We start from the raw sequence: 20,194 nt of genomic DNA on the forward strand, positions 1-20,194 counted from the left end.
ATTGCTCAGCTTAATTTTCTAGATTTACAAAATGACTCCATCTCTGGAGAAGTTATTGCCTGTTATAAACGTTTCATTGTTACTTATGCTAAAATACTTAAGGAGTAGCTCTGGTATCTTGTGCCTGTTGGCGCTGCTCTTCACCTGTGGTGTAACACAAGCTCAGGCTCCTGTACGGTCTTCCTCTGGTCAGGTCCTGCAAGGCCTGAAAAAGCTGAATGTATTGGGGAGCGCCTTGTATGTTGCGGCTCACCCTGATGATGAGAATACCCGGCTGATCGCCTACCTCTCGAATGAGAAGCTCTATAATACCGGCTATCTGGCCGTAACGCGGGGTGACGGGGGGCAGAACCTGATCGGGCCGGAGATACGCGAGGAGCTGGGGTTAATCCGGACACAGGAGCTGCTGCAGGCGCGACGGACAGACGGTGGACGGCAGTTCTTTACGCGGGCGAATGACTTCGGCTACTCCAAAGATCCGGAGGAAACCTTTACGATCTGGGACAAGGAGCAGGTATTGGCCGACATGGTGTATGTGATACGCAAGTTCAGGCCGGACGTAATGATTACGCGCTTTCCGCCGGACGAGCGGGCCGGACACGGACACCATACGGCCTCCGCCATTTTAGCCGAAGAAGCTTTTACCGCAGCGGCTGATCCCAAGCGCTTCCCGGAGCAGCTGAAGTACGTGGACGTGTGGCAACCGAAACGCTTGCTGTGGAACACCGGGGTATGGTCTTTTAAGAGCCAGGAGGAGTTCGAAAAGCATGGGAAGGAGCTTCTTAAAGTGGATGTAGGGGGCTATAATCCGCTCCTGGGCAAGTCTTACGGGGAGATCGCCGCTGAGAGCCGCAGCATGCACAAAAGCCAGGGCTTTGGCGCCACTGGCGCAAGGGGCACTAGCATCGAGTACCTGCAGCACACGAAAGGGGATAAAGCCGAAGCTTCCCTGTTCGAGGGGATACCCACCAGCTGGAGCCGGGTAAAGGGAGGAGAAAAGGTTGGCAAGCTGATCCAGAAAGCTATTGATACCTACCGGCCTGCCGAGCCCGCCGCTGTTGTACCTACCCTGATTACAGCTAAAAAGGAATTAGACAAGCTGCCGGACAGCTATTGGAAGCGCGTGAAGCAGGAAGAGTTGCAGGACGTGATGCAGGCGGCCATGGGGCTGTACCTGGAGGTAACCGCCAACGATTTTGCCGCGACTCCGGGCCAGCCCGTAAAACTAAACGTTGAAGCGATAAACCGCTCCGCAGTACCGGTTACGCTCCGTAAAGTAAGGTATTCCTTCTCTTCTGCCGATACAACCTTAAATAAGCCCTTGCAGAACAACGAGCCGATAAAATACAGTGCGACCAGAGTGCTCCCGAACGGTAGCGAGTCTTCTCAGCCTTACTGGTTGCGCCGTAAAGGAACCCTGGGCATGTTTGCCGTGGAGAGCCAGCAGGAGGTAGGCATGCCGGAGAATGCGCCTGCCGTACAGGCTACTTTTGACCTGACTGTCGCTGGGGAGCCGCTACAGGTAAAAGTGCCAGTTGTGTACAAGCGTACTGACCCGGTGGAGGGGGAGGTGTACCGGCCCTTTGTCATAACCCCCCCCGTGTTTGTGAACGTGGCGGAGCATGTGTATGTGTTCGCCAGCCAGGAACCAAAGCAGGTGCAGGTATTGGTGAAAGCGGGCAAGGCAAACTTAAATGGTACCCTGAAACTTCAGCTGCCGCAGGGATGGCGCTCTGTGCCAGCTGCTGTACCCTTTACTCTTCCAACGAAGGGGGCCGAACTCCCTGTAACGTTTACGGTGTACCCCCCACAGGAGCAGCAGGAAGCGGAACTAAAGGCCGTGGCTGTAGTAGAGGGCAAAGAGTATCAGCACGGCTTAAAAGTGATCAGCTACAGTCATATTCCGGCACAGGTAACCTTTCCGGATGCAACGGCCAAAATCGTGAAACTGGACCTGCAGAAGAAAGGGCAGAAAATAGGCTATCTGATGGGGGCAGGCGATGATATCCCGACAAGCCTGCAACAGATCGGCTACGATGTTACCCTTCTGCAGGACGAAGACATGCGGCTGAACAAGTTGCAGCAGTTTGATGCCATCATCCTGGGTGTACGGGCCTATAACACTGTAGACCGTTTGAAGTTTTACCAGCCTACCCTGCTGGAGTACGTGAAGCAGGGCGGCAACCTGATCGTGCAGTACAATACCAACCATAGCTTGGTGTTGCCCAATGTCGGGCCTTACCCGCTGCAACTCTCCCGCGACCGGGTGACTGTGGAGGACGCCGAAGTGCGCTTTCTGGAGCCGAATCACCCTGTGCTGAACACGCCTAACAAGATCACCCGAAAGGACTTTGAGGGTTGGGTCCAGGAGCGAGGCTTGTACTTCCCGAACGAGTGGAGCGAGGAATACCAGGCCATCCTCTCCTCAAACGACCCCGGTGAGCCGGCCCGCAAAGGAGGACTTCTGGTTGCCCCATATGGCAAAGGAAACTACATTTATACTGGGTATTCCTGGTTCAGAGAGCTGCCTGCCGGTGTGCCCGGTGCTTACCGCCTCTTTGCCAACCTGATCTCCTTGGGTAAAAATACGCCAGGAGGGGGCACAGACGCGCAATCACACTCCAATAAGTAAATAACAGCAGGAAAGGCCGAGCTTCTTTACCTTTCCTGCTTTCCAACCAACCCTTACTATGAAAGACACTGATCACCCTGTCGATACGGAAGAACCTATCGAGAAACCACCTATTTTTAATAGCTGGGCCGGCATGTATTGGCTGGTACTGGGCAACCTCGCCTTCTTGATTATCTTGTTCTACGCCATCACCGAGATCTACGAATGAGCTTACTGGATTGGGTTGTGTTGTTTGGCACACTAGGGTTTATCGTGGCCTATGGCGTGTGGCGAACGCGGGGTAGCAAAGACATAGAAGACTACCTGAAAGGGGACAACACCATGAAGTGGTGGACCATTGGCCTGTCCATTATGGCGACACAGGCCAGTGCCATTACCTTTCTGTCTACCCCGGGGCAGGCGTATGAGGATGGCATGCGCTTCATTCAATTCTATTTTGGCTTGCCGATCGCCATGGTCATCATCTCCATCACGGTCGTCCCTATCTTCTACCGGCTGAACGTGTACACGGCCTATGAGTTCTTGGAGAACCGCTTTGATTTGAAAACACGGTCTTTGGCGGCCCTGCTTTTCCTGGTGCAGCGCGGCTTGGCAGCCGGCATCACGATCTATGCCCCCGCCATCATTCTTTCCACTATGCTGGGCTGGAGCCTGAATATTACCATCCTGGTCATTGGCTTACTTGTTATCATCTACACCGTAAGCGGCGGCACGAAAGCAGTGAGTATCACACAGAAGCAACAGATGGCTGTGATGATGGGCGGGATGATTATTGCCGGCTTGGTGGTGGTGTCTTACCTGCCGGATTATGTAGAGTTCGGCGATGCCGTGGCGGTGGCAGGTAAAATGGGGAAGATGAACGTGGTTGACTTTTCCATTGATTGGAATGACCGCTATAACTTCTGGTCTGGTATTACAGGCGGTCTGTTTCTGGCGCTTTCCTACTTTGGTACCGACCAGAGCCAGGTGGCCCGTTACCTGGGGGGGAAGTCGATCGCGGAGAGCCGCTTGGGCTTGCTGTTCAACGGGCTGCTCAAAATTCCAATGCAGTTCCTCATCCTGTTTATCGGGGTAATGGTATTCGTGTTTTACCAGTTTAACCAGCCACCCGTATTCTTTAATGAGGCTGCTAAAAGTAAAGTGTACGCCACGCCTTATGCCGATAACCTGCGGGAGCTGGAGGTGAAGTACGAAGACATCTTTGAGCAGAAGCAGGAGGCAGTGCAGGGGCTGGTAAGGGCCCTAAAGGCAGACGATGATGCCCTGGTGGCTGATGCAGAGAGAGAGGTGGAGGCGCTAGCAGTGGCGGCCAAGGCGGTACGGGAGGAGGTGAAAGGGGTAATCAAAACGGCCACACCGGAAGCGGAGACAAAGGACACAGATTATGTCTTCATCTCCTTCATCATAAAGTACCTGCCTTCCGGCCTGGTCGGGCTTTTACTGGCGGTTATCTTCTCTGCAGCCATGTCGTCATCTTCCTCAGAGTTGTATGCCCTGGCCTCTACGTCTGTCGTGGATATCTACAAGCGCTCCATGCAGCAGAGAGCGTCAGAGGAGCATTACCTGCGCGCCTCCAAGCTCTTTACTGTTGGATGGGGGATCGTAGCTATTCTCTTCGCGATGTTCGCCTCCCTGATGGATAACCTGATCGAGGCAGTGAACATAGTAGGCTCCATCTTCTATGGTACCATCCTCGGTATCTTTCTTGTCGCTTTCTACTTTAAATCTATTCGAGGTAATGCTGTTTTCTGGGCAGCTGTAATTGCCGAGTTGGTTGTGCTGTACTGCCACTTCTACACGGACCTGGCTTTCCTGTGGTTCAATGTGATTGGTTGCCTCTGTGTGGTTGTGATCAGCTTTCTGTTGCAGGGGTTAGTGGGAAGGAAGAAGCTGTAGGGATAGGCATTGCGACGCTTAGATGAAAAGTCTTTCCAATGAAACCACCCCTTCCCCTCCTTATCTAAGAAGGGGAAGGGGGGCATCGCTTTTACAGTCCTTATGAAGACAAGCCTATGAGGCAGAAGTGAATAGTTAAAAGTTATCTCGGTTTCTGCGCTGCCACAATGTAAACCAGGCTACCTCCTGCCGAGACATATTCCTCGTTTTGCAGTTTCTGCTTAAGGGTAATTTTGTTGTAGAGCAGGGTTTGCCAGTAGGCGTCGAACTTATCTTTGGTCCCGCCACCGGCCAGGTAGTAGTTCAGGTTGTCCTGGTAATCGTAGCCCATGGCCTCTGTTTCGATCCATTGCATCATCTGTTCCACGCGGAGCATTTTCTCTTGTGTATCGTAAGGCGGGATGATGGAGAGGGCTTTGTCTGAGATCCACACCTTAATGTCTTGCAGGCCGGCCTTCAGGAAGAGGTCCGGTACTACATCCCCCAATGAGTTGAAGCCTTCGCCTAGCTGCTTCTTGCCCTTCTCGATGCGCAGCTTTATCTCCAGCACATCCAGCATGCTTTCTACGTTATAGTCTGTTTCGCCATAGCGGTCGAACATCAGGTTTGGCACCAGGTTGTTGGGTTCCAAGGCCAGGACCCAGCCCCCTGGCTTGGTAACGCGGATCATCTCCTGAATCACGCGTTGCGGGTTTTTTACGTGGATCAGCAGGGTCTGGCACAGGGTAATGTCGGCCAGGTTATCGGGTAGCGGTATTTCGGTGGCATTCCCCACCCGGAACTCGTAATCGATATTTTGGTGCTGGTACATGCTCTGGGCACGCTGCCGGGCCTCCTCAATATGCCCCGGTTCGTAGTCGACCCCATACACTTTCGCGCCTGCGGGCAGGTACTTGGAGAATTTAAAGCCCATCATGCCTTTCCCACAGCCTATGTCTACGAGTGTTTGGCAGTAGTCAATGTAAAGGCGCTGAGCCAGCAGCTCCAGGTAGTCCTCATTCCACCAATATTCCCGGGCCGGGCCCAGGTGCTCTTCGGAGTGTTTCTTCTCTTCGTTCGTATCCAACAGTCTCTCTCGTTAATGAATGATAAAAAAAGCCTCCGGGGTACTCCCAGAGGCTTTATACGTTAATATAAGGAGCGAAGCATTATTTTGCTTTCTTCCACTCGGCAATGGCTTTCTCGTTCAGGGCAACGTAGTCCTGGTTTCCTTCTTTCTGAGCGACTTCCTTAGACTTCTCAGCAGTTTTGATGGCCTGCTTGTAGTCTTTCATTTTCGCCTCGATCTTAGCCTGTGTGTGCAGGTTCCAGAACTTAGGGTCTGTCTGGTTGGCCTTTTTCATCCACTCCAGTGCCTGCTTCAGGTCGCGGTTGGTCTGGAAGTAATAGTTGGCAGCAGCGGCATACAAGCCCGGATTGGCGTTGGCATTGTTGAGGACCTGCTCCTGTATCTGGCTCATCACTTTGCTGTCTACATCCGTTTTCACGGTGAAAGGAACAATCGTATTATCCCAAAGCAGCTCTACGTCCGTTGCATCAGCTGTTAGGTTGGTAAAGTTAATGGTGAAAGACTCTACCTCGCGCGGGTTCTGCTGTGGCTTTACCTTAAAGCGCACCAGGTCCTCCTCTGGCTTGTAGTCCTGTCCGCCATCTCCCCAATGCTTTGTGTTTTTGTGGATGATCACTGTCCACTCGTCCTTGCCCGGGATGGTGTAGAGTGCGTATTCCCCAGCAGGAACCTTGTTCCCCTCGATGGTCACGTCCTCCGAAAACTTGATCTTGGTGGAGGCGTTCGCTCCGGTACGCCAAAGCCTGCCGTAAGGCACCAGGTCACCGAAAATCTCGCGTCCTTTCATAGACGGGCGAGAGTAATCAACGGACACGGTGGATAAGCCAACAGCCTGCTCTACTTTCTGAGAGGGGCTTGGGGCAGGCATCTTGATGCCTTGCGCAAAAGACGTGCTGGCTCCAAGCATAAGGGCTGCTGAGAGCGCAAAGCCAATAATGGTTTTCTTCATGGGTTTATCTTTAGAATAAAGATGGTACGATGTAAAAATACGAATTATATCAAGATTTAAAGGCCTGTTGTTGAGCTGTATTTTACTTTCAGCCCCTTAAAAGCTGTAGCCCACACTGAAGCCGAACCGGGGGATCAGGGGAGTACCCGGTGTTCTGCCGGTATTGCTCTCTGGCGAGATGAAAGGGGTAAGGGCTACCCGCACTAACAGGCCTCCCTCCGGCTTCTGATAGCGAAACCCTATTCTTCCAAAGTACATGTTTCGTAACAGGTCAACATCATCGGTAAAACGGCGGGTATAGCCCAAGCCAAACTCGAAGTGTTTTCTCTCTCGTCCCAACAAGGCGATAGCTTCCACCGGCACTATAGGATACACGCCGGTGTCGTCTTCCAGAATGAACAAGTTGGTACCTATCCCTGCGCGTAGCCCCGCTTTCAGTAGCCCTTGTTGATAAAGAATGCGCTCGTAGTTGATGGAGTAGGTGTCGCTGTTGCCTGCTACCTCTAAATACACGGCATTTTCAGTGCTGAAGCCCTGGGCGAACAGTTGAAAAGGGAGTAGCAGCACCAGAAGAAAGAAAAGGCGATAAAGCTTTTTGTACAGCATGTTGGGGTTGGTACGTAAGACACTTGTTCAATTAAATCAGCTACTGCTTACGTAATATAAGAATAAGTATATAGTATAAACAGAAAAATCCTGCCAGAGGCGGTACTGGCAGGATTTTCTTCTCTTATATGCTGTCTTTAAGTCAGCTCAAACTGTAGCTTCAGCAGGTTGGCATAAATTCCCTCCGGGTTTAACGAGAGCATGTCGTGGGAGCCTGCCTCCACAATTTCCCCGCCGTCGATCACCAGGATCTTGTCTACTTTTCGGATCGTAGCCAGGCGGTGGGCAATTACGATGGTGGTACGGCCCTTCATCAGCTCGTCCATGGCCTGCTGTACCAACTGCTCTGATTCGGAGTCGAGGGCACTGGTGGCCTCATCCAGGATCAGGATCGCTGGGTTCTTCAGGATGGCACGGGCAATGGCGATGCGCTGGCGCTGGCCTCCGGATAGCTTAATACCCCGCTCACCCACGAGCGTGTCGAGCCCCTCAGGGAAGGAAGTGATAAAGTTATAGGCATTCGCTTTCTTTGCCGCTTCTATCACTTCGGCTTCAGTGGCATCCGGGCGGCCATAGGCGATGTTCTCCCGGATAGAGCCGCCAAAAAGCAGCACTTCCTGCGGCACAATCCCAATGTTCCCGCGAAGTGTGCTCAGGTTCATTTCCCGGATGTCAGTTCCGTCTACGACAATGCTGCCACTTGCCACCTCGTAAAAGCGCATCAGGAGCTGCACTATGGTTGACTTGCCTGCGCCGCTTGGGCCCACCAGGGCGATCTTTTCGCCGGCTCTTACAGTAAAGTTAATATCGCGCAGCACTTGCAGGTCTGGGCGGGTAGGGTAGGAGAAAGCCACCTGACGGTAGGCAATGTCTCCGTGTACCTTGGGTACCCTCGTTCCTGCCGTGGTTTCTTTGGCAGATGGTTCTTCCGGCTCCTGTAAAATCTCCAGGATACGCTCCGTGGCTCCCAAAGAGGCTTGCACTTTGCCGTACAGTTCTCCCAGGCCCCCTACCGAGGCACCGATAAAGACGGTGTACAGCACAAAGGAGATAAGGCCTCCCGGTTCAATATCACCGTTCGCTACCAGGGTAGCACCGTACCAGATCACGAGGATGATGCCGCCGAACAGGCCGATGATAATAAAGGTGATAAAGGCACCCCGGTAGTAGGCGGCAGACAGGGCTGTGCGTACGGCTTTGCTCAGGGTAGTCTTGTACCGGGCCACCTCAAAGAGCTCGTTGGTGAAAGCCTTCACCGTATGGATCGCCTGTAAGGTTTCTTCTACAATAATGTTTGTGTTGGCCAGTTCATCCTGTGTCTTTTTAGACAAGCCCTTGATCTTGCGTCCAAACACCAGGGCCAGCGCAACCAACACCGGAAAGGTGGCCAGCATGAACAGTGATAGCTTGATGGAGGTCCACATGATCACAGCGATGCCAACCAGCAGGGTCGTTACCTGCCGGAACAGCTCTGCCAGTGTAATGGACATGGCGTCCTGTACCTGCGCCACATCTGTGGTAATACGGCTGGTAACCTCGCCCACGCGTCTTTTCTCGAAGAAGGAGACAGGCAGTTGCATAAACTTGCTGTACAGGTCGCGCCGGATATCGGCTACGGCGTTCTCGCTGACCTGCGCAAAAAAGTACACCCTGAAGAAGGAGAAAATACCCTGCAGCAGGATCACAGCAAAAAGCCCGATGGCGATCATGTTAATATCTTCCAGTAGCCCGTCAGCATTGCCTGTAGAGGAATCAAAGAGCTCCCCCACCAAGTAAGGGAAGGCCATGAAGGTGAGGCTGGAGAAGACCAGGAATATTAAGCCTGCTATAAACTTATACTTGTAGGGGAGGACGTAGCTAAAGACCTTGAGGCCGCGGCGAAAGCTTTCCTTACTGATTTTCTTCCTGCCTTCTTTTTCCTGCTCTCCGCTTAGCCCAAATCCGCGTTTTGCCATTAATGAAATATTCTTGTCTGTTGTTTTCGGGCAGCTTTTGCATTTCCGATGCTCTTGCTGCTAGCGTGCTGTGGCTATAACAGTATTTCTCTCTTAATGATGCCACAGCCATGCAAAATCTTACAAAGGTAAAGAATCCGGAGGATAAAATGCTTAAGACCCACGGAGATGTTGCTGGGAGCAGGCGTGTTTTAAATCCAATGGCAGTAAGTTAGACCTGCACCTCTTTCTGGGCCAGTTCCAGTTGGTCTATTCTACCGGAAGAAAGAGCCATTAAACCGGTGAATGTCAGAAAGCCGTTTAGGATGAGCACTTCAAAGCCAAACTCATAACCCCAGAACCAGTCGGCGGAATTGTAGCTGATGATGTAGGTGAGGATGGGGGCCACCACGCAAACTGCCGGCACAAAGCGGTCGCGGACAGCGCGTTTGGTATACAAGCCGAAGGCATAAAGGCCAAGCAAGGGGCCATAGGTATAGCCTGCCACCACGAACACCGCTGTGATCACGTTCTGGTTATTCAAAACATCAAAGGCAATGATTACCAGTACCATCACTACCGAAATGCAGAAGTGCACGATGTAGCGCATGCGGACCCGCTCATGTTCACTTTTGTGCTTGAAATCGAGAAAGTCCACGCAAAAAGAAGTGGTAAGGGCGGTGAGGGCCGAGTCGGCAGAGGCGTAGGTAATGGCGATGATGCCCAGGATGAACACAATGCCCACTACCTGCGGAAAGTAACCAAGTGCCAGGAAAGGGAACACATCGTCACCTTTCTCGGGTAGGGTAATGCCTTTGGCCCCGGCATAAATGTAAAGCAAAGCGCCAAGCGACAGGAACAGGATGTTGACAAACACGAGGATGATGCTGAACCAGAACATGTTTTTCTGGGCTTCGCCGATGTTTTTACAGCTTAGGTTCTTCTGCATCATGTCCTGGTCCAGGCCGGTCATCACAATTGCGATAAAGGCCCCGGAGAGGAACTGCTTCAGAAAGTACTTGTCGTCCCGCACGTCCCAATAAAACACTTTTGAATAGTCACTGGCCTTAATGGTCTCCACCATGCCCTGAAAGCCAACATTCAACTCGTCTGAAATAAGCCAAATGCTGGTAATAACCGCCAACAGCATGGCTGTTGTCTGAAACGTGTCGGTCCAGATAATGGTCTTCATGCCTCCCCGGAAAGTGTACACCCAAATAAGCAGGATGGTGATGATGACAGAAACTGCAAAGGGGATGCCCAGGTCGTTAAAGACAGCCAGTTGCAGTACCCCTGCTACCAGGAACAGGCGGATGGAGGCTCCCAGGGTGCGGGAGAGTAGGAAAAAGGCCGCTCCGGTTTTGTAGGACCAGTAGCCAAAGCGCTGTTCCAGGTACGTGTAAATGGAGACGAGGTTAAGCCGGTAATAGAGCGGCATCAGCACTGTGGCGATCACAAAGTAGCCCACCAGATAGCCCAGCACCACCTGCAGGTACGAGAACTGCGCTTTCTCCACCATGCCGGGTATCGACACAAAGGTAACGCCCGACAGCGAGGTGCCGATCATACCAAAGGCCACCACATACCAGGGAGACTGCCGGTTGGCCAGGAAGAACGTTTCCGAGTCCGTGTTCCTGCTGGTGAGGTAAGAGATGAAGATAAGGATGCAGAAGTAACCTACTATCAGACCTATGATTAGGGTAGAAGACATAATGTGCAGTTTGTGAACTTAAGGCTTAAGCCGGGACCACAAATATAGCAAATTATGGGGCCACACACCCGTTCCGGAAAAGGGCTACAGCAGTATAGGTTCCCCGATGGCAGGGAACTTCAGGCCTTGCAGCATGCCGCCGGCTGCTATCTGCTCCAGCAGGCGAACGGGTTCACCCGGTGGCTCGTCCGATAAATCGAAGGTACCATAGTGCATGGGGATAAAGGTGCCGCCGCGGAGCAGGTTATACGCTTTTACGGCCTCATGCGGGTCCATGTGGCTCCTGTGCATAAGAAAGGCAGGCTTGTAAGCCCCTACCGGCATGATGCAGACATCCATCGGCCCGAACAGTTCCTCTATTTCCTCAAAATGAGGACCTATGGCAGTATCTCCCGCAAAGTAGAGGGTCAGGTTCGGAGTCTTTAGCACAAAGCTTCCCCACAGGATCTTGTTCATGTCAAAGGGGCCCCTGCGGTGCCAGTGGCGGGCGGGCATGTAATACACCTCAACCTGCTCCGGAACGAGGTCAAACTTCTGGAACCATCCGGCCTCCTGGTAAGGCAGATGCTTATTGATACTTCTCAGGATCCTGCCTGCTCGTAAGGGAGCCAGCGCTTTGACCTGCGGATTATTTTGGAATATTGTTTGGACAGACTTTTTATCCAGGTGGTCGCGGTGTGCATGGGAGAGCAGCAGAAAGTCAATGTTTCGAAGCGCTTCCGGCTCACAGGGCAGGCTTACCCGGCGTTTGATCATGGGCAGGTCGTACAGAACCGGGTCTGTCAGAAAAGTAACGCCGCCTAACCGGATAAGAAAGCTGGCATGCCCCAGCCACACTACCATGTCTAGGTCAGAACCGATAAAGGCCGAATCCTTTTTTACCGGCGGTGTGTAATCGTCGTGCTTCTTCTGCTCGCGCTGCGGGTTGGGCGTCAGCTGCCAACGCAGCACCTTACTAAGGGGTGGATTATACAACTCATCGCCATTGGCAAAGCGGCCATTTATGGTTTTGTTGCCCCGGTAGTCCTGCTTGATGGTTTCTAGGCGATCATTCTTTATATGACGTATCTGCTGGTTGTCTTGCTCCAATGCTTTCTTTGTTTGATGCTGCTATTATAACCCCTATTATACTTGTAAGGTTAACAAGATTGTTATGCAAGCCTAATTAACAAGACCAAAAGCACAAAAAAAACGCTTCTCCGTTTAGGGAAGAAGCGTTCTCAGTATCTATCGTTTGCCTAGTACCAGAGGCTGCCTGGGCCGTAACTGCCAAATCCAGGATTGTAAAAAGGACTTGCGAAGGGAGAAGCGCCTTCTGAGTAGCGTACCCCGCCTGTTACCGAGAAATTCTCAGTGATCTTATACGTCGCCCTGAAGTCGGCACCAAAGCGGCCCGGGCTGTACAGGTTATAGCCCAGGTTCTGTGTAGGCATATTGGAGAAGTCTTTCCAGATGTTGCCGCTCAGGATCAGCCTGTCGCTTGCCAGGTAGTCCACGCCAACGCTGGCCAGATAGTGGCTACCGCCGTTGTTACGGTAAAGTACAGTGGTGCCCTCCGGTGAAGTCACCGAGGTGTTGTAGTTCGACACGTTCATGTAAGTCAGGCTGGCATTTACCCGGAACCGGTTATTTACCTGGTAGCGCACAGACGGCTCTACATAGGTCGCGTTTCCGAAGCCATTGCTGAAGCTGGCACCCATTGAAAGGTTATAGCTCAGTTTTGGGCCTGCCCAGGAAGGCTTTTCCTTTGCTGTTGCTTCTGCCTCAGGTGCTGTCGCCATCACGGAAGCAGGGCTTGCCGAAATGGCTGGCACAGGGGCTGCATCCAGGCTGGGCTTTGTGTCCTGTGCCACGGCCTGGCCTGTGGACCAAAGCAGACTGACTGCTAGTATTGTTCTAAAGATGTTTTTCACGTGAAATGGCTGTTGTGTGTCGCTTTAACTAAGTTACGTGTAACCTTGTTCAAAAGCAACAGATTGTCTGTTATCTACTCTGCAGAACGTACTTTTAGGCACATTGTTGTCTGTACCTTAGATGACAGCCTTGGAACCCAGCCAGGCCTGGCGGTAACGCTCCATCTCGGGGGTGAGCTGCTTTCCGATGCTCTCATAGGGCACCACCTCCAAGGTCGGCACTTCATCCAGTACAATGGTCGCCTCACGGGTTTCCCCGAGTCGATTAAAGGTAATGGGCAGGCTATCGCCCGGCTTATGGGCACGCAGTACTTTCTTCAGGTCTTTCTCTGTCCGGATCTTCTGCCCATCCAGGGTTAGGATAATATCGGTGCGGTCGAGGCCGGCTTCGTATGCGGCAGAGTTAACCAGGGTGCCCGATGCAAGTGCAGCCCCTTCTTTCCCGAAGTTCAGGGCTACCATGCCAATCGTAGCCTCTCCTGGCTTGGCCTTACGAAGCTCTAAGCCCGCCTTGGCTAGCAATGGGGCAAAATCCGGTAACTGGGAGCCATAAATGCTGTTACGAAAGAAGGAGGATGCCCAGGTTTTGTCGCCGGATACCTCCGCCAGGGTTTCCTCCAGGTCAGCGAGGGTATAGGGTTTTTCCGGAGCACCGTACTTGCGCCAGAGCGCCTGCATGTAGTCGTCCAGCGTTTTGTCGTACTGCTGGCGCAGGATCATATCCAGTGCCAGACCGGTCATGCTACCATAGGTGTAGTAGGAGACAAAGGTATTGTGGCGGTTTACAGGGTCTACGGAACGGGCAGCATCCACAAAGGGCGCCTGCATGCTCATTTCTGCCAGGCTGTGGTACTGGCGACCAGGTGAGAGCAGTACGTAGTTCAGGTCTCCGGCGAGGTCGGAAGCGTACTTCTTGATGTCGAAAATACCGCTGCGGGCCATGGTCATGTCGCCATAGTAGCTGGTGAAGCCTTCTGCCAGCCACAGGGCATCCGACATGTTGGCCTCCTGAAAGTTAAAGGGCTCCAGGGCTTTCGGGCGGATGCGCTCTACGTTCCAGGCGTGAAACTTCTCGTGCGACACGGTGTTGAGCAGGCTGCTCATGGCGGCAGACAACGGCCGGGAGCTCGTGAGGATAGTAGAGTTACGGTGCTCCATCCCGTCACCCACGGCTTGCGGCATGTAGCAGGCAACAAAAGTATAACGGCCGAAGTCGTAGTCTGGCAACTGACCGTATACGGCACGCTGTTCTGCCACTATCTTTTTAGTCTTGGCCACATACTCCTGAAACTGAGCGTCGGTGCCTGGGTGGTGCATCGCCACCTGGATGGTTTTGGTCTTGCCATTCTCGTTTACCGTCCATTCTGCCAGATCGAAGTCGCTCAGCTCCGTGGGACTGTCCATCAGGTACTGGAAGTTGGGGGCGTAGTAGGTATTTCCCTGCTCTTTCTTTAACTGTGTCGCTACTTTCCAGTTCTTCCCTTCCGGTATCTGAAAAGTCACGTACGCAGGTGCCTTTTCAAAGCCCTTGGCATACATCAGGGTGGCAGGCATGTTCAGGTGGGCGTGTGTTTCGTCCACCCCGGCATAAGTGCCATCCGGATGATCGGCAAACAGGGTATAGCTGATATTCACCGTGCCGTTATGGTCGATCACGTCCCACTCACTGGTATTGGGGCGGAAGATCTGCAGGGGCTTTCCTTGCGCATCGGTGGCCCGCACATTGTACACGTTTTTGGCAAACTCGTGTATGGCATAGCGGCCAGGGGAGGTGCGGGGCATGAGTACCTTTAGGGTGTCAGAGGTGACATCAGAGAAGGTGGCTTGTATCTCTGCCTCGTGGTGCACTGCGTTCGGGAACGACAATCTGTAGCCTACCTTTTGCTGGGCTAAAACCGGCTGGCTCACCAGGGCTACTGCAAGGCCTAACAGGCTGTATAGGGTATGTTTCATTCGTAATGATTCAGGAGTTTATAGTTCAACCTTTAAATATAGCACTTGTCTTGCTGAGGAGCAATTAGCTGGGGGAGCCCCTGTGCAGCAGGTTTGCTGCCAATATAGTGCCAGCAGGTAACAGCGGAGGACAAAGCTAAGCCGCCAGTTCTCTGGAGAAAACCTTGGCCTGGATCATGCCCTTGAAAAAGGCAAAGCTTTGCTTCTCCTGAAAGCCCAGGGCCTTGAAGTGGGTGGAATAGTCCGGCAGCTCACTGGCTTTGACATTACTCAACGCTCCGAAGAAGGTGTACATACCCCAGATGAGGAACTGCTGCCAGGTGGGAGGAGGCTGTTTGAGTGGCCAGAAGTCTGCGAAGAGCCAGAGGCCATGGGGAGGCAGGGCGTTCGCCAGGGTAGCCATTAAACGATGCAGTCGCCGGGGCGGAAACAGGTCCAGCAGAAAAGGAGTGATGATGGCATCGAACTGCTCCTGCGGCTGCAGGGCTTGCTCTGTGCCAATGCGGAAGGACACCTGACTTTGGTGGGAACCCCTGAACTGCCTATACCGCTGCTGCGCACGGCGCACCATGGCGGGGGCGGCATCCAAGTACAAGATGTCAAGTAGCTTTTGGGTGCGCAGGAGTTGCTCCAGTATCCAGCCGCTGCCCCCGCCGATAACTAATACCCGTCCTTGCGGTGGGAGGTAGGGGAGCAGGGCAAGCTGTACTTGCTCCAGGCTGTTGCCATACACCAGGCGGGCCAGCGGGTCATAAAAGAAGGCGACACGGTCGAAGCCGCTATCGGGTAGCGCAGGCAAAGTAAAAGTAATTGGGTTGATGTTGCCGCTAAGTTACGGATTACCGGACATAGTGCTGGTCCAGCATGCCGCGTAACTTCTGGAAGACATAGTCCACGAGCTGCTGCCGTACTTTGTCTGGCTCTCCTTCAAACACCTCCCGGAACTCTTCGGCCTTGCCATCATAGAGTATAGAAACGAACATGGTGCCAACCGGCTTTTGTGGCGTCTCAGAGGCTCCTTCGTTCGCCAGCCCTGTTGTAGCAACGCTGACACTCGCATCCAGCTGCTTTTTAAGGCCCATCACCATCTCGTTTGTTACCTGCTGCGACTCGGCCGTATACAGGTCCAGGGTTTCCTGCTTTACACCCAGGAGCTTCATTTTTACCTCCGGCTGGTAAGCCACAATGCTGCCCATAAACACATCGCTGCTTCCCGTGGCCTTCACAAACTCCGAGGCCAGCATGCCTCCTGAAATACTCTCTGCAAATGCCACCGTCAGTCCCTTGTCTTTCAGGTCTAACATCAGTTTCGTCAGCTCTTCCTGCTTCATTGTTTTCTTTCGTTTTTAATTTAGGGCAGTGCTTCTCTTACTGTTTTTGCACTTGTGGGGTTATCTGCCCAGCGGGTAAGACTCCAGCACCGTGTAGATGGGGTGAGGCGCAGCAAGCTCTGACTGCCAGAGGGCTATTTCTGAAACAGGTAGGAGCAAGGGCTTTTCTGAGTTAAGGGTCGGCAAGCCTTTCGGGGCAGGCTTGTCTTTACGGAAGCGGGCGAGTGTGACGTGCGGTATCGCTTTCTGTTTGGCGGGAGGCTGTTCGGCCAAGGCTTGCGTCAGGTCATGACTTAGCGCTTCAAACTGGGGGTGGGGTGCAAAACGAGCCCAGACCAGCCGTGGATGGGCGGGCTTAGGGCCCGGCTCGGTTCTCTCAAAAGTAAGTGTGAAGGGGGCATGCTGCCGCACTACCTGTTGTATCTTGTGCTTAATGCCGGATAACTGCTGTACCGGGGCGTTTCCGATAAAGTAGAGGGTCAGGTGTAGGTTTTGCGCGGGCACCAAACGGATGGCTGGGTCCTGAAACTGTAATAACTGCCCTTGCAGCTCCGTTTTTAGATCCTGGGGTAAAACTGCCGCGGTAAATAACCTGATGGTGTCTTTCATAGTTCTAATATATAGCTCTTGTAGCGGCTACTCTTTTGGAGAGGCGCTACAAGGATTTTATAGCTTTTTGTATTTGTACTGCAGACCTAACAAATAGAAATGATAAAACAGATTTATAAAAAGGTGCTGGCTTCCACAGCTCTGTTTACGGTAGAGCTGCTGTTTATATGGTTTTTGTTCCTTGTTTGTGTTACGGTGTTTCTGTATATCAGCTCAGAGATACTGGAGGGGGACAAGCTAGCGCTGGACGATGCTGCCTTCGATTTTGCTGCCAGTGTTGGTAGCCCCGGCTTTGAGTCGTTTATCAAGGTGATCACTTTCTTTGCCTCCAAGTACTTTTTAATACCTGCCGCCTTGCTGTTGATCGCCTTTTTCCTGTTTGTGAGGCGGCACAAGTGGTACTCCATCAAAGTGCCTGTCGTGGCTTTGGGCAGTATCACGCTTAATGTTATCCTGAAGTTCTTCTTCGACAGGCCCCGCCCGCTTATGCCTTTGGTGGAGGCATCCGGGCTCAGCTTCCCCAGTGGGCACTCGATGGTTGCTGCCTCCTTTTACGGCTTGCTCATTTACCTGATCTGGAAAAACGTGCGGCCACCGGCCTGGCGTAACACCCTCGTTGCTTTTCTGGTGATTTTTGTTTTGCTCATCGGTTTTAGCCGGATTTACCTGCGCGTGCACTATGCAACCGATGTGCTGGCGGGCTTTTCCGCTGGCTTTCTGTGGGTTGTGATTGGGATTTCGGTGCTGCGTAGAATTGAAATGGTTTCGAAAAAGGAATTGGACCCTATTGTGGAAGAGGAGCCGGCAACAAAGTAGATATTTTTTTGCGAACAGGTATTGCAAATAAAAAACTAGCTGTTACCTTTGCAATCCCAACAGACGATAAGGGTTAAAGGGTTTGGGATACTAATTAAATAGTGAGTTCGCGCACGTGGCGGAACTGGTAGACGTGCAGGTCTCAGAAGCCTGTGCCTTCGGGCGTGGGAGTTCGACTCTCCCCGTGCGCACTATCCCACAAAAGGCTGATCTTCGGATCAGCCTTTGTGCATTTATACGCCTCTGATAAGCGTTAACGGCTTGCATGCACGCTTTTCGTTGGAGCTTCCGGGACATGCTGTAACGTTACCCAAGCCAGAGAGACACATAAACCAAGCAGTAAGCGAAATTGACAGAAAGTGTTGTAGCAGTTATGTTTAGGAAAAGCTATATTTAGGCTACGCTAAACCTAACCAACCTTTATGAAGTCAACTCTACTGCTGAAGCTATGGCTCATCTTACTTGTCTGCTGCTTCACTGCCTGTCGTAACTCCTCCTCCAGCATAGAAGGAGCCAGCCCAACAGTTGAGCCGGTAAGCAGTTCTGCGCCCCCTGTCAAGGTGTACCTGGTGCGCCATGCCGAGAAAGACATCAGCAATCCGTCGGACGAAGACCCGGGGCTAACTCCGCAGGGGCAACACAGGGCCGAAGCGTTACAAGCGCTGTTGGAGGGGCAGGAAGTGGATGCGCTCTACGCGACCAAGTATCAGCGCACTAAAAACACGTTGAAGCCTTTGGCAGATGCCCGTCAGCTGGAAATACGGCAGTACGAGGCCCATGACTTTAAGGGATTGAAGCAACAGCTACTGGAAAACCACAGCGGGGAAACCGTTGTAGTGGCAGGTCATTCTAATACATTGCTCCCTATTATTGAGGCGCTGGGCGCTAAACGCCCTGTGCCCGATGTCTCAGACGCACAGTACGACTACCTCTTTACGGTTACCGTCACACCAGAGGGTACGGCTACGGTAGAAACAGACCATTACGGCACCGCAAACCGCTAAGCCCGAGAGGTATGCGCCAGCTTTGTTTCGGCTATCTGCTGGAGCGTTTCTAAAGCCTAACCCAGGCTTTGCTTCCAGGTGCTGTCGCCTTTCTTGTTAGACTTCTTGATGACGGACAGGCTGCCATTGGTTTCCAGGATAATAGCTTCTATCTGCTCCAGGTTCTCGAGCTTTTTGCTTCTGGCGGCTGCCAGCATCTCTGCCTTGCGCACCCGCTTCTTTTTCATTTCCCGTTCCAGGAACTGGCCCTGGTAATACAGCAGGGAGGGCTGCCCTGCGACTACGCGGGCAAACTTCTGAGACCGGGTCTCCAGCCAACTGACGATGTATTGCAGGCTAACCAGCAGGCAAAATGTAACGAGTGCCTCTGCCAATGAGACCTGTTTGGCGGTAAGAATACGTCCGTAGGCCGAGCCCATCGCTACCGTGATGATAAAGTCGAAGGCATTCATGCTAAGCAGGGTCCGTTTGCCTGAGGCGCGCAGGAGTATGATAATGCCTATGTACGTCAGGGTTCCCACAGCCACAATGCGTAGCAACGGCTCATAACCGTTCCAGAGAAAAACTATCTTATCCATTCTGGCTCTGTTTAATAGGAGGCCAATACCAGGCGTCGTTTTGAATGAGGCCCAGTAGCAGCTTGCGCCTGTCTTTTAACTCCTCCAGCTTGTTATGAAACTTTTGTTCTTCCACCACCGGCAGTCCCTTTTCTTTCAAACTCCTGAACTTCGGAACAGGGGGGAGGTCATCCGAGGCAGAAATAAACGCGGCACGCAAGGTGTTTAAGTAACTTCTGATAGACTGTCTGGTGGATTTAAGAATGGTTTGTGCCGGTTGGTTCTCTTCTTTTATGCCATGTTCTATGATGGTGAGGGCCTCATCCAGAATAACGACAGCAACCGCGTTGGCTTTAGAGGGTTGAGCTGCGTGGTAATAGTGGAGGATAGGGTAGGCCAGGTGCTGCTCGCTGAGGGTGGAGAGAAGCGAGGAGAAGGTGTTTAGCTGCAACTCGATGGCTCCAAAGTCCTTGCCAGTCCACTGGTCGATCACAAACTCCTCTGAACTGCTGGCAATGCTGGTTACCTGAGCAGCAAAAGCGCGTTTTGTTACCAGTGCCGAGAGTACCTGCAGCACATAAGTCACGGATAGGGTTACCATCGTCATGCCACCGAAGGCAATGAGTGAACTGAGGAACTGCCAGGTATCGGAGGTCGGGGCAAAGTCTCCATTGCCTACTGTAAACATGGTGTAGGCCACATACCACATGTGCCCTATAAAATCAGGTACAGTCTTGTCACTGGTATCATTTAGGGAACCGGGAGCCGAATAAAAGATCAGGCTCCAGCCAATCCAGATCATTATGATCCAGACAAGGATAGTCGTCGTCAGAATTGTCGGGCCGGCCAGGCTCAGCGTCCTGTGGTTCCGTTGTGGTATAATAGCCCGCATGCCGCGCCATATCCAGGTGGTAAGGCGACCGGTTAAAGGTGCTGAGCCCCCATCAACCCAAATGGTTGTCCAGAGCCCTTCTAGGAATGCCCAAAAGGTTATGATGATACCTAAAATCAGGTAAAAATAGTCCATGGTGTATTGTTAATGGCTATAAAAAAGGAACAAGCGGAAGACCTACTGGTGATAAAAGCTGTGGAAGCAGAGCAGGGGCTGCGGCGTGTTTTTGTTTCTGGCACGCTCAAACAGCAACGTGCCGGCACCTAGGCTACGCGCACAGCAGCGTTCGGACCTCCCTAAGGTGATTACCTTATTCAGGGAA

Annotated in this window: 18 protein-coding genes and 1 tRNA gene; 6 read left to right on the plus strand and 13 right to left on the minus strand. The window is 52.5% G+C overall.

Going from position 1 to position 20,194, the window contains the following annotated elements; translation table 11 throughout:
- Positions 1 to 85 precede the first annotated feature (85 nt).
- From CHB92_RS01800 to CHB92_RS01805, 3 genes are read left to right on the plus strand one after another with little or no spacing between them, the layout of a single operon-like run.
- Positions 86 to 2,632 (plus strand): PIG-L family deacetylase, encoded by a 2,547-nt coding sequence (locus CHB92_RS01800; protein WP_089317436.1) that lies wholly within the window; start codon positions 86 to 88, stop codon positions 2,630 to 2,632.
- A gap of 58 nt (positions 2,633 to 2,690) precedes the next feature.
- Positions 2,691 to 2,840, plus strand: coding sequence for a hypothetical protein (locus tag CHB92_RS25690; protein ID WP_179222925.1), 150 nt, complete (start codon positions 2,691 to 2,693; stop codon positions 2,838 to 2,840).
- A complete protein-coding gene (locus CHB92_RS01805) occupies positions 2,837 to 4,528 on the plus strand; it encodes a sodium:solute symporter (RefSeq protein ID WP_089317437.1) in 1,692 nt (563 codons plus the stop codon). The genes CHB92_RS25690 and CHB92_RS01805 overlap by 4 nt, the downstream gene beginning before the upstream one ends.
- 142 nt (positions 4,529 to 4,670) lie before the next feature.
- Here the strand turns inward: CHB92_RS01805 and CHB92_RS01810 are convergent, their stop codons facing one another.
- The 11 genes from CHB92_RS01810 to thpR all read right to left on the minus strand — a co-directional run bounded on the left by CHB92_RS01810 (position 4,671) and on the right by thpR (position 16,603).
- Positions 4,671 to 5,594: a class I SAM-dependent methyltransferase gene (locus tag CHB92_RS01810; RefSeq protein ID WP_245842244.1), complete on the minus strand. Its 924-nt coding sequence runs from the start codon at positions 5,592 to 5,594 to the stop codon at positions 4,671 to 4,673.
- Positions 5,595 to 5,676: 82 nt separating this feature from the next.
- The gene (locus tag CHB92_RS01815; RefSeq protein ID WP_089317439.1) at positions 5,677 to 6,546 is read right to left on the minus strand and encodes a DUF2911 domain-containing protein; all 870 of its coding nucleotides are present in this window, start codon (positions 6,544 to 6,546) and stop codon (positions 5,677 to 5,679) included.
- Positions 6,547 to 6,642: 96 nt separating this feature from the next.
- Complete coding sequence (locus CHB92_RS01820) at positions 6,643 to 7,152, minus strand: hypothetical protein (protein WP_245842245.1); 510 nt, start codon at positions 7,150 to 7,152, stop codon at positions 6,643 to 6,645.
- Positions 7,153 to 7,289: 137 nt separating this feature from the next.
- Positions 7,290 to 9,107 (minus strand): ABC transporter ATP-binding protein, encoded by a 1,818-nt coding sequence (locus CHB92_RS01825; RefSeq protein ID WP_089317440.1) that lies wholly within the window; start codon positions 9,105 to 9,107, stop codon positions 7,290 to 7,292.
- A gap of 211 nt (positions 9,108 to 9,318) precedes the next feature.
- Positions 9,319 to 10,797, minus strand: coding sequence for a sodium:solute symporter (locus CHB92_RS01830; RefSeq protein WP_089317441.1), 1,479 nt, complete (start codon positions 10,795 to 10,797; stop codon positions 9,319 to 9,321).
- An 84-nt stretch (positions 10,798 to 10,881) separates the two neighbouring features.
- On the minus strand, positions 10,882 to 11,886 hold the full coding sequence (locus CHB92_RS01835) for an MBL fold metallo-hydrolase (RefSeq protein ID WP_089317442.1): 1,005 nt from the start codon (positions 11,884 to 11,886) through the stop codon (positions 10,882 to 10,884).
- A gap of 149 nt (positions 11,887 to 12,035) precedes the next feature.
- Positions 12,036 to 12,710, minus strand: coding sequence for a hypothetical protein (locus tag CHB92_RS01840; RefSeq protein ID WP_245842246.1), 675 nt, complete (start codon positions 12,708 to 12,710; stop codon positions 12,036 to 12,038).
- Between the two features lie 117 nt (positions 12,711 to 12,827).
- The gene (locus tag CHB92_RS01845; RefSeq protein WP_089317443.1) at positions 12,828 to 14,663 is read right to left on the minus strand and encodes a M61 family metallopeptidase; all 1,836 of its coding nucleotides are present in this window, start codon (positions 14,661 to 14,663) and stop codon (positions 12,828 to 12,830) included.
- A 136-nt stretch (positions 14,664 to 14,799) separates the two neighbouring features.
- A complete protein-coding gene (locus CHB92_RS01850; protein ID WP_089317444.1) occupies positions 14,800 to 15,462 on the minus strand; it encodes a class I SAM-dependent methyltransferase in 663 nt (220 codons plus the stop codon).
- Positions 15,463 to 15,502: 40 nt separating this feature from the next.
- Positions 15,503 to 15,994, minus strand: coding sequence for a CinA family protein (locus CHB92_RS01855; RefSeq protein WP_089317445.1), 492 nt, complete (start codon positions 15,992 to 15,994; stop codon positions 15,503 to 15,505).
- A 60-nt stretch (positions 15,995 to 16,054) separates the two neighbouring features.
- Positions 16,055 to 16,603: an RNA 2',3'-cyclic phosphodiesterase gene (gene thpR / locus CHB92_RS01860; RefSeq protein WP_089317446.1), complete on the minus strand. Its 549-nt coding sequence runs from the start codon at positions 16,601 to 16,603 to the stop codon at positions 16,055 to 16,057.
- A 99-nt stretch (positions 16,604 to 16,702) separates the two neighbouring features.
- Here thpR and CHB92_RS01865 point away from each other — a divergent pair, with 99 nt between their 5' ends.
- The 3 genes from CHB92_RS01865 (at position 16,703) to CHB92_RS01875 (ending at position 18,423) form a co-directional block, all read left to right on the plus strand.
- Positions 16,703 to 17,419: a phosphatase PAP2 family protein gene (locus CHB92_RS01865; RefSeq protein WP_089317447.1), complete on the plus strand. Its 717-nt coding sequence runs from the start codon at positions 16,703 to 16,705 to the stop codon at positions 17,417 to 17,419.
- Positions 17,420 to 17,528: 109 nt separating this feature from the next.
- Positions 17,529 to 17,610, plus strand: a tRNA-Leu gene (locus CHB92_RS01870).
- 231 nt (positions 17,611 to 17,841) lie between these two features.
- Positions 17,842 to 18,423 carry a SixA phosphatase family protein gene (locus CHB92_RS01875; RefSeq protein ID WP_089317448.1) on the plus strand — a complete coding sequence of 194 codons (582 nt, stop codon included), beginning with the start codon at positions 17,842 to 17,844 and terminating at the stop codon, positions 18,421 to 18,423.
- A 56-nt stretch (positions 18,424 to 18,479) separates the two neighbouring features.
- Here the strand turns inward: CHB92_RS01875 and CHB92_RS01880 are convergent, their stop codons facing one another.
- Both CHB92_RS01880 and CHB92_RS01885 read right to left on the minus strand, forming a co-directional pair.
- A complete protein-coding gene (locus tag CHB92_RS01880; RefSeq protein WP_089317449.1) occupies positions 18,480 to 19,001 on the minus strand; it encodes a DUF421 domain-containing protein in 522 nt (173 codons plus the stop codon).
- The gene (locus CHB92_RS01885) at positions 18,994 to 20,007 is read right to left on the minus strand and encodes a potassium channel family protein (RefSeq protein WP_089317450.1); all 1,014 of its coding nucleotides are present in this window, start codon (positions 20,005 to 20,007) and stop codon (positions 18,994 to 18,996) included. The genes CHB92_RS01880 and CHB92_RS01885 overlap by 8 nt, the downstream gene beginning before the upstream one ends.
- Positions 20,008 to 20,194 lie beyond the last annotated feature (187 nt).

Origin of the sequence: Pontibacter ummariensis, assembly GCF_900188175.1 — a bacterium.
GTDB classification, from domain to species: Bacteria; Bacteroidota; Bacteroidia; order Cytophagales; family Hymenobacteraceae; genus Pontibacter; species Pontibacter ummariensis.

Excerpts from the sequence above, each read along its gene's own strand:
- CHB92_RS01800 (WP_089317436.1), top strand. The coding sequence starts at position 86 with ATGCTAAAATACTTAAGGAGTAGCTCTGGTATCTTGTGCCTGTTGGCG.
- CHB92_RS25690 (WP_179222925.1), top strand. The coding sequence starts at position 2,691 with ATGAAAGACACTGATCACCCTGTCGATACGGAAGAACCTATCGAGAAA.
- CHB92_RS01805 (WP_089317437.1), top strand. The coding sequence starts at position 2,837 with ATGAGCTTACTGGATTGGGTTGTGTTGTTTGGCACACTAGGGTTTATC.
- CHB92_RS01815 (WP_089317439.1), bottom strand. The coding sequence starts at position 6,546 with ATGAAGAAAACCATTATTGGCTTTGCGCTCTCAGCAGCCCTTATGCTT.
- CHB92_RS01820 (WP_245842245.1), bottom strand. The coding sequence starts at position 7,152 with ATGCTGTACAAAAAGCTTTATCGCCTTTTCTTTCTTCTGGTGCTGCTA.
- CHB92_RS01825 (WP_089317440.1), bottom strand. The coding sequence starts at position 9,107 with ATGGCAAAACGCGGATTTGGGCTAAGCGGAGAGCAGGAAAAAGAAGGC.
- CHB92_RS01830 (WP_089317441.1), bottom strand. The coding sequence starts at position 10,797 with ATGTCTTCTACCCTAATCATAGGTCTGATAGTAGGTTACTTCTGCATC.
- CHB92_RS01845 (WP_089317443.1), bottom strand. The coding sequence starts at position 14,663 with ATGAAACATACCCTATACAGCCTGTTAGGCCTTGCAGTAGCCCTGGTG.
- CHB92_RS01855 (WP_089317445.1), bottom strand. The coding sequence starts at position 15,994 with ATGAAGCAGGAAGAGCTGACGAAACTGATGTTAGACCTGAAAGACAAG.
- thpR (WP_089317446.1), bottom strand. The coding sequence starts at position 16,603 with ATGAAAGACACCATCAGGTTATTTACCGCGGCAGTTTTACCCCAGGAT.
- CHB92_RS01865 (WP_089317447.1), top strand. The coding sequence starts at position 16,703 with ATGATAAAACAGATTTATAAAAAGGTGCTGGCTTCCACAGCTCTGTTT.
- CHB92_RS01875 (WP_089317448.1), top strand. The coding sequence starts at position 17,842 with ATGAAGTCAACTCTACTGCTGAAGCTATGGCTCATCTTACTTGTCTGC.
- CHB92_RS01880 (WP_089317449.1), bottom strand. The coding sequence starts at position 19,001 with ATGGATAAGATAGTTTTTCTCTGGAACGGTTATGAGCCGTTGCTACGC.
- CHB92_RS01885 (WP_089317450.1), bottom strand. The coding sequence starts at position 20,007 with ATGGACTATTTTTACCTGATTTTAGGTATCATCATAACCTTTTGGGCA.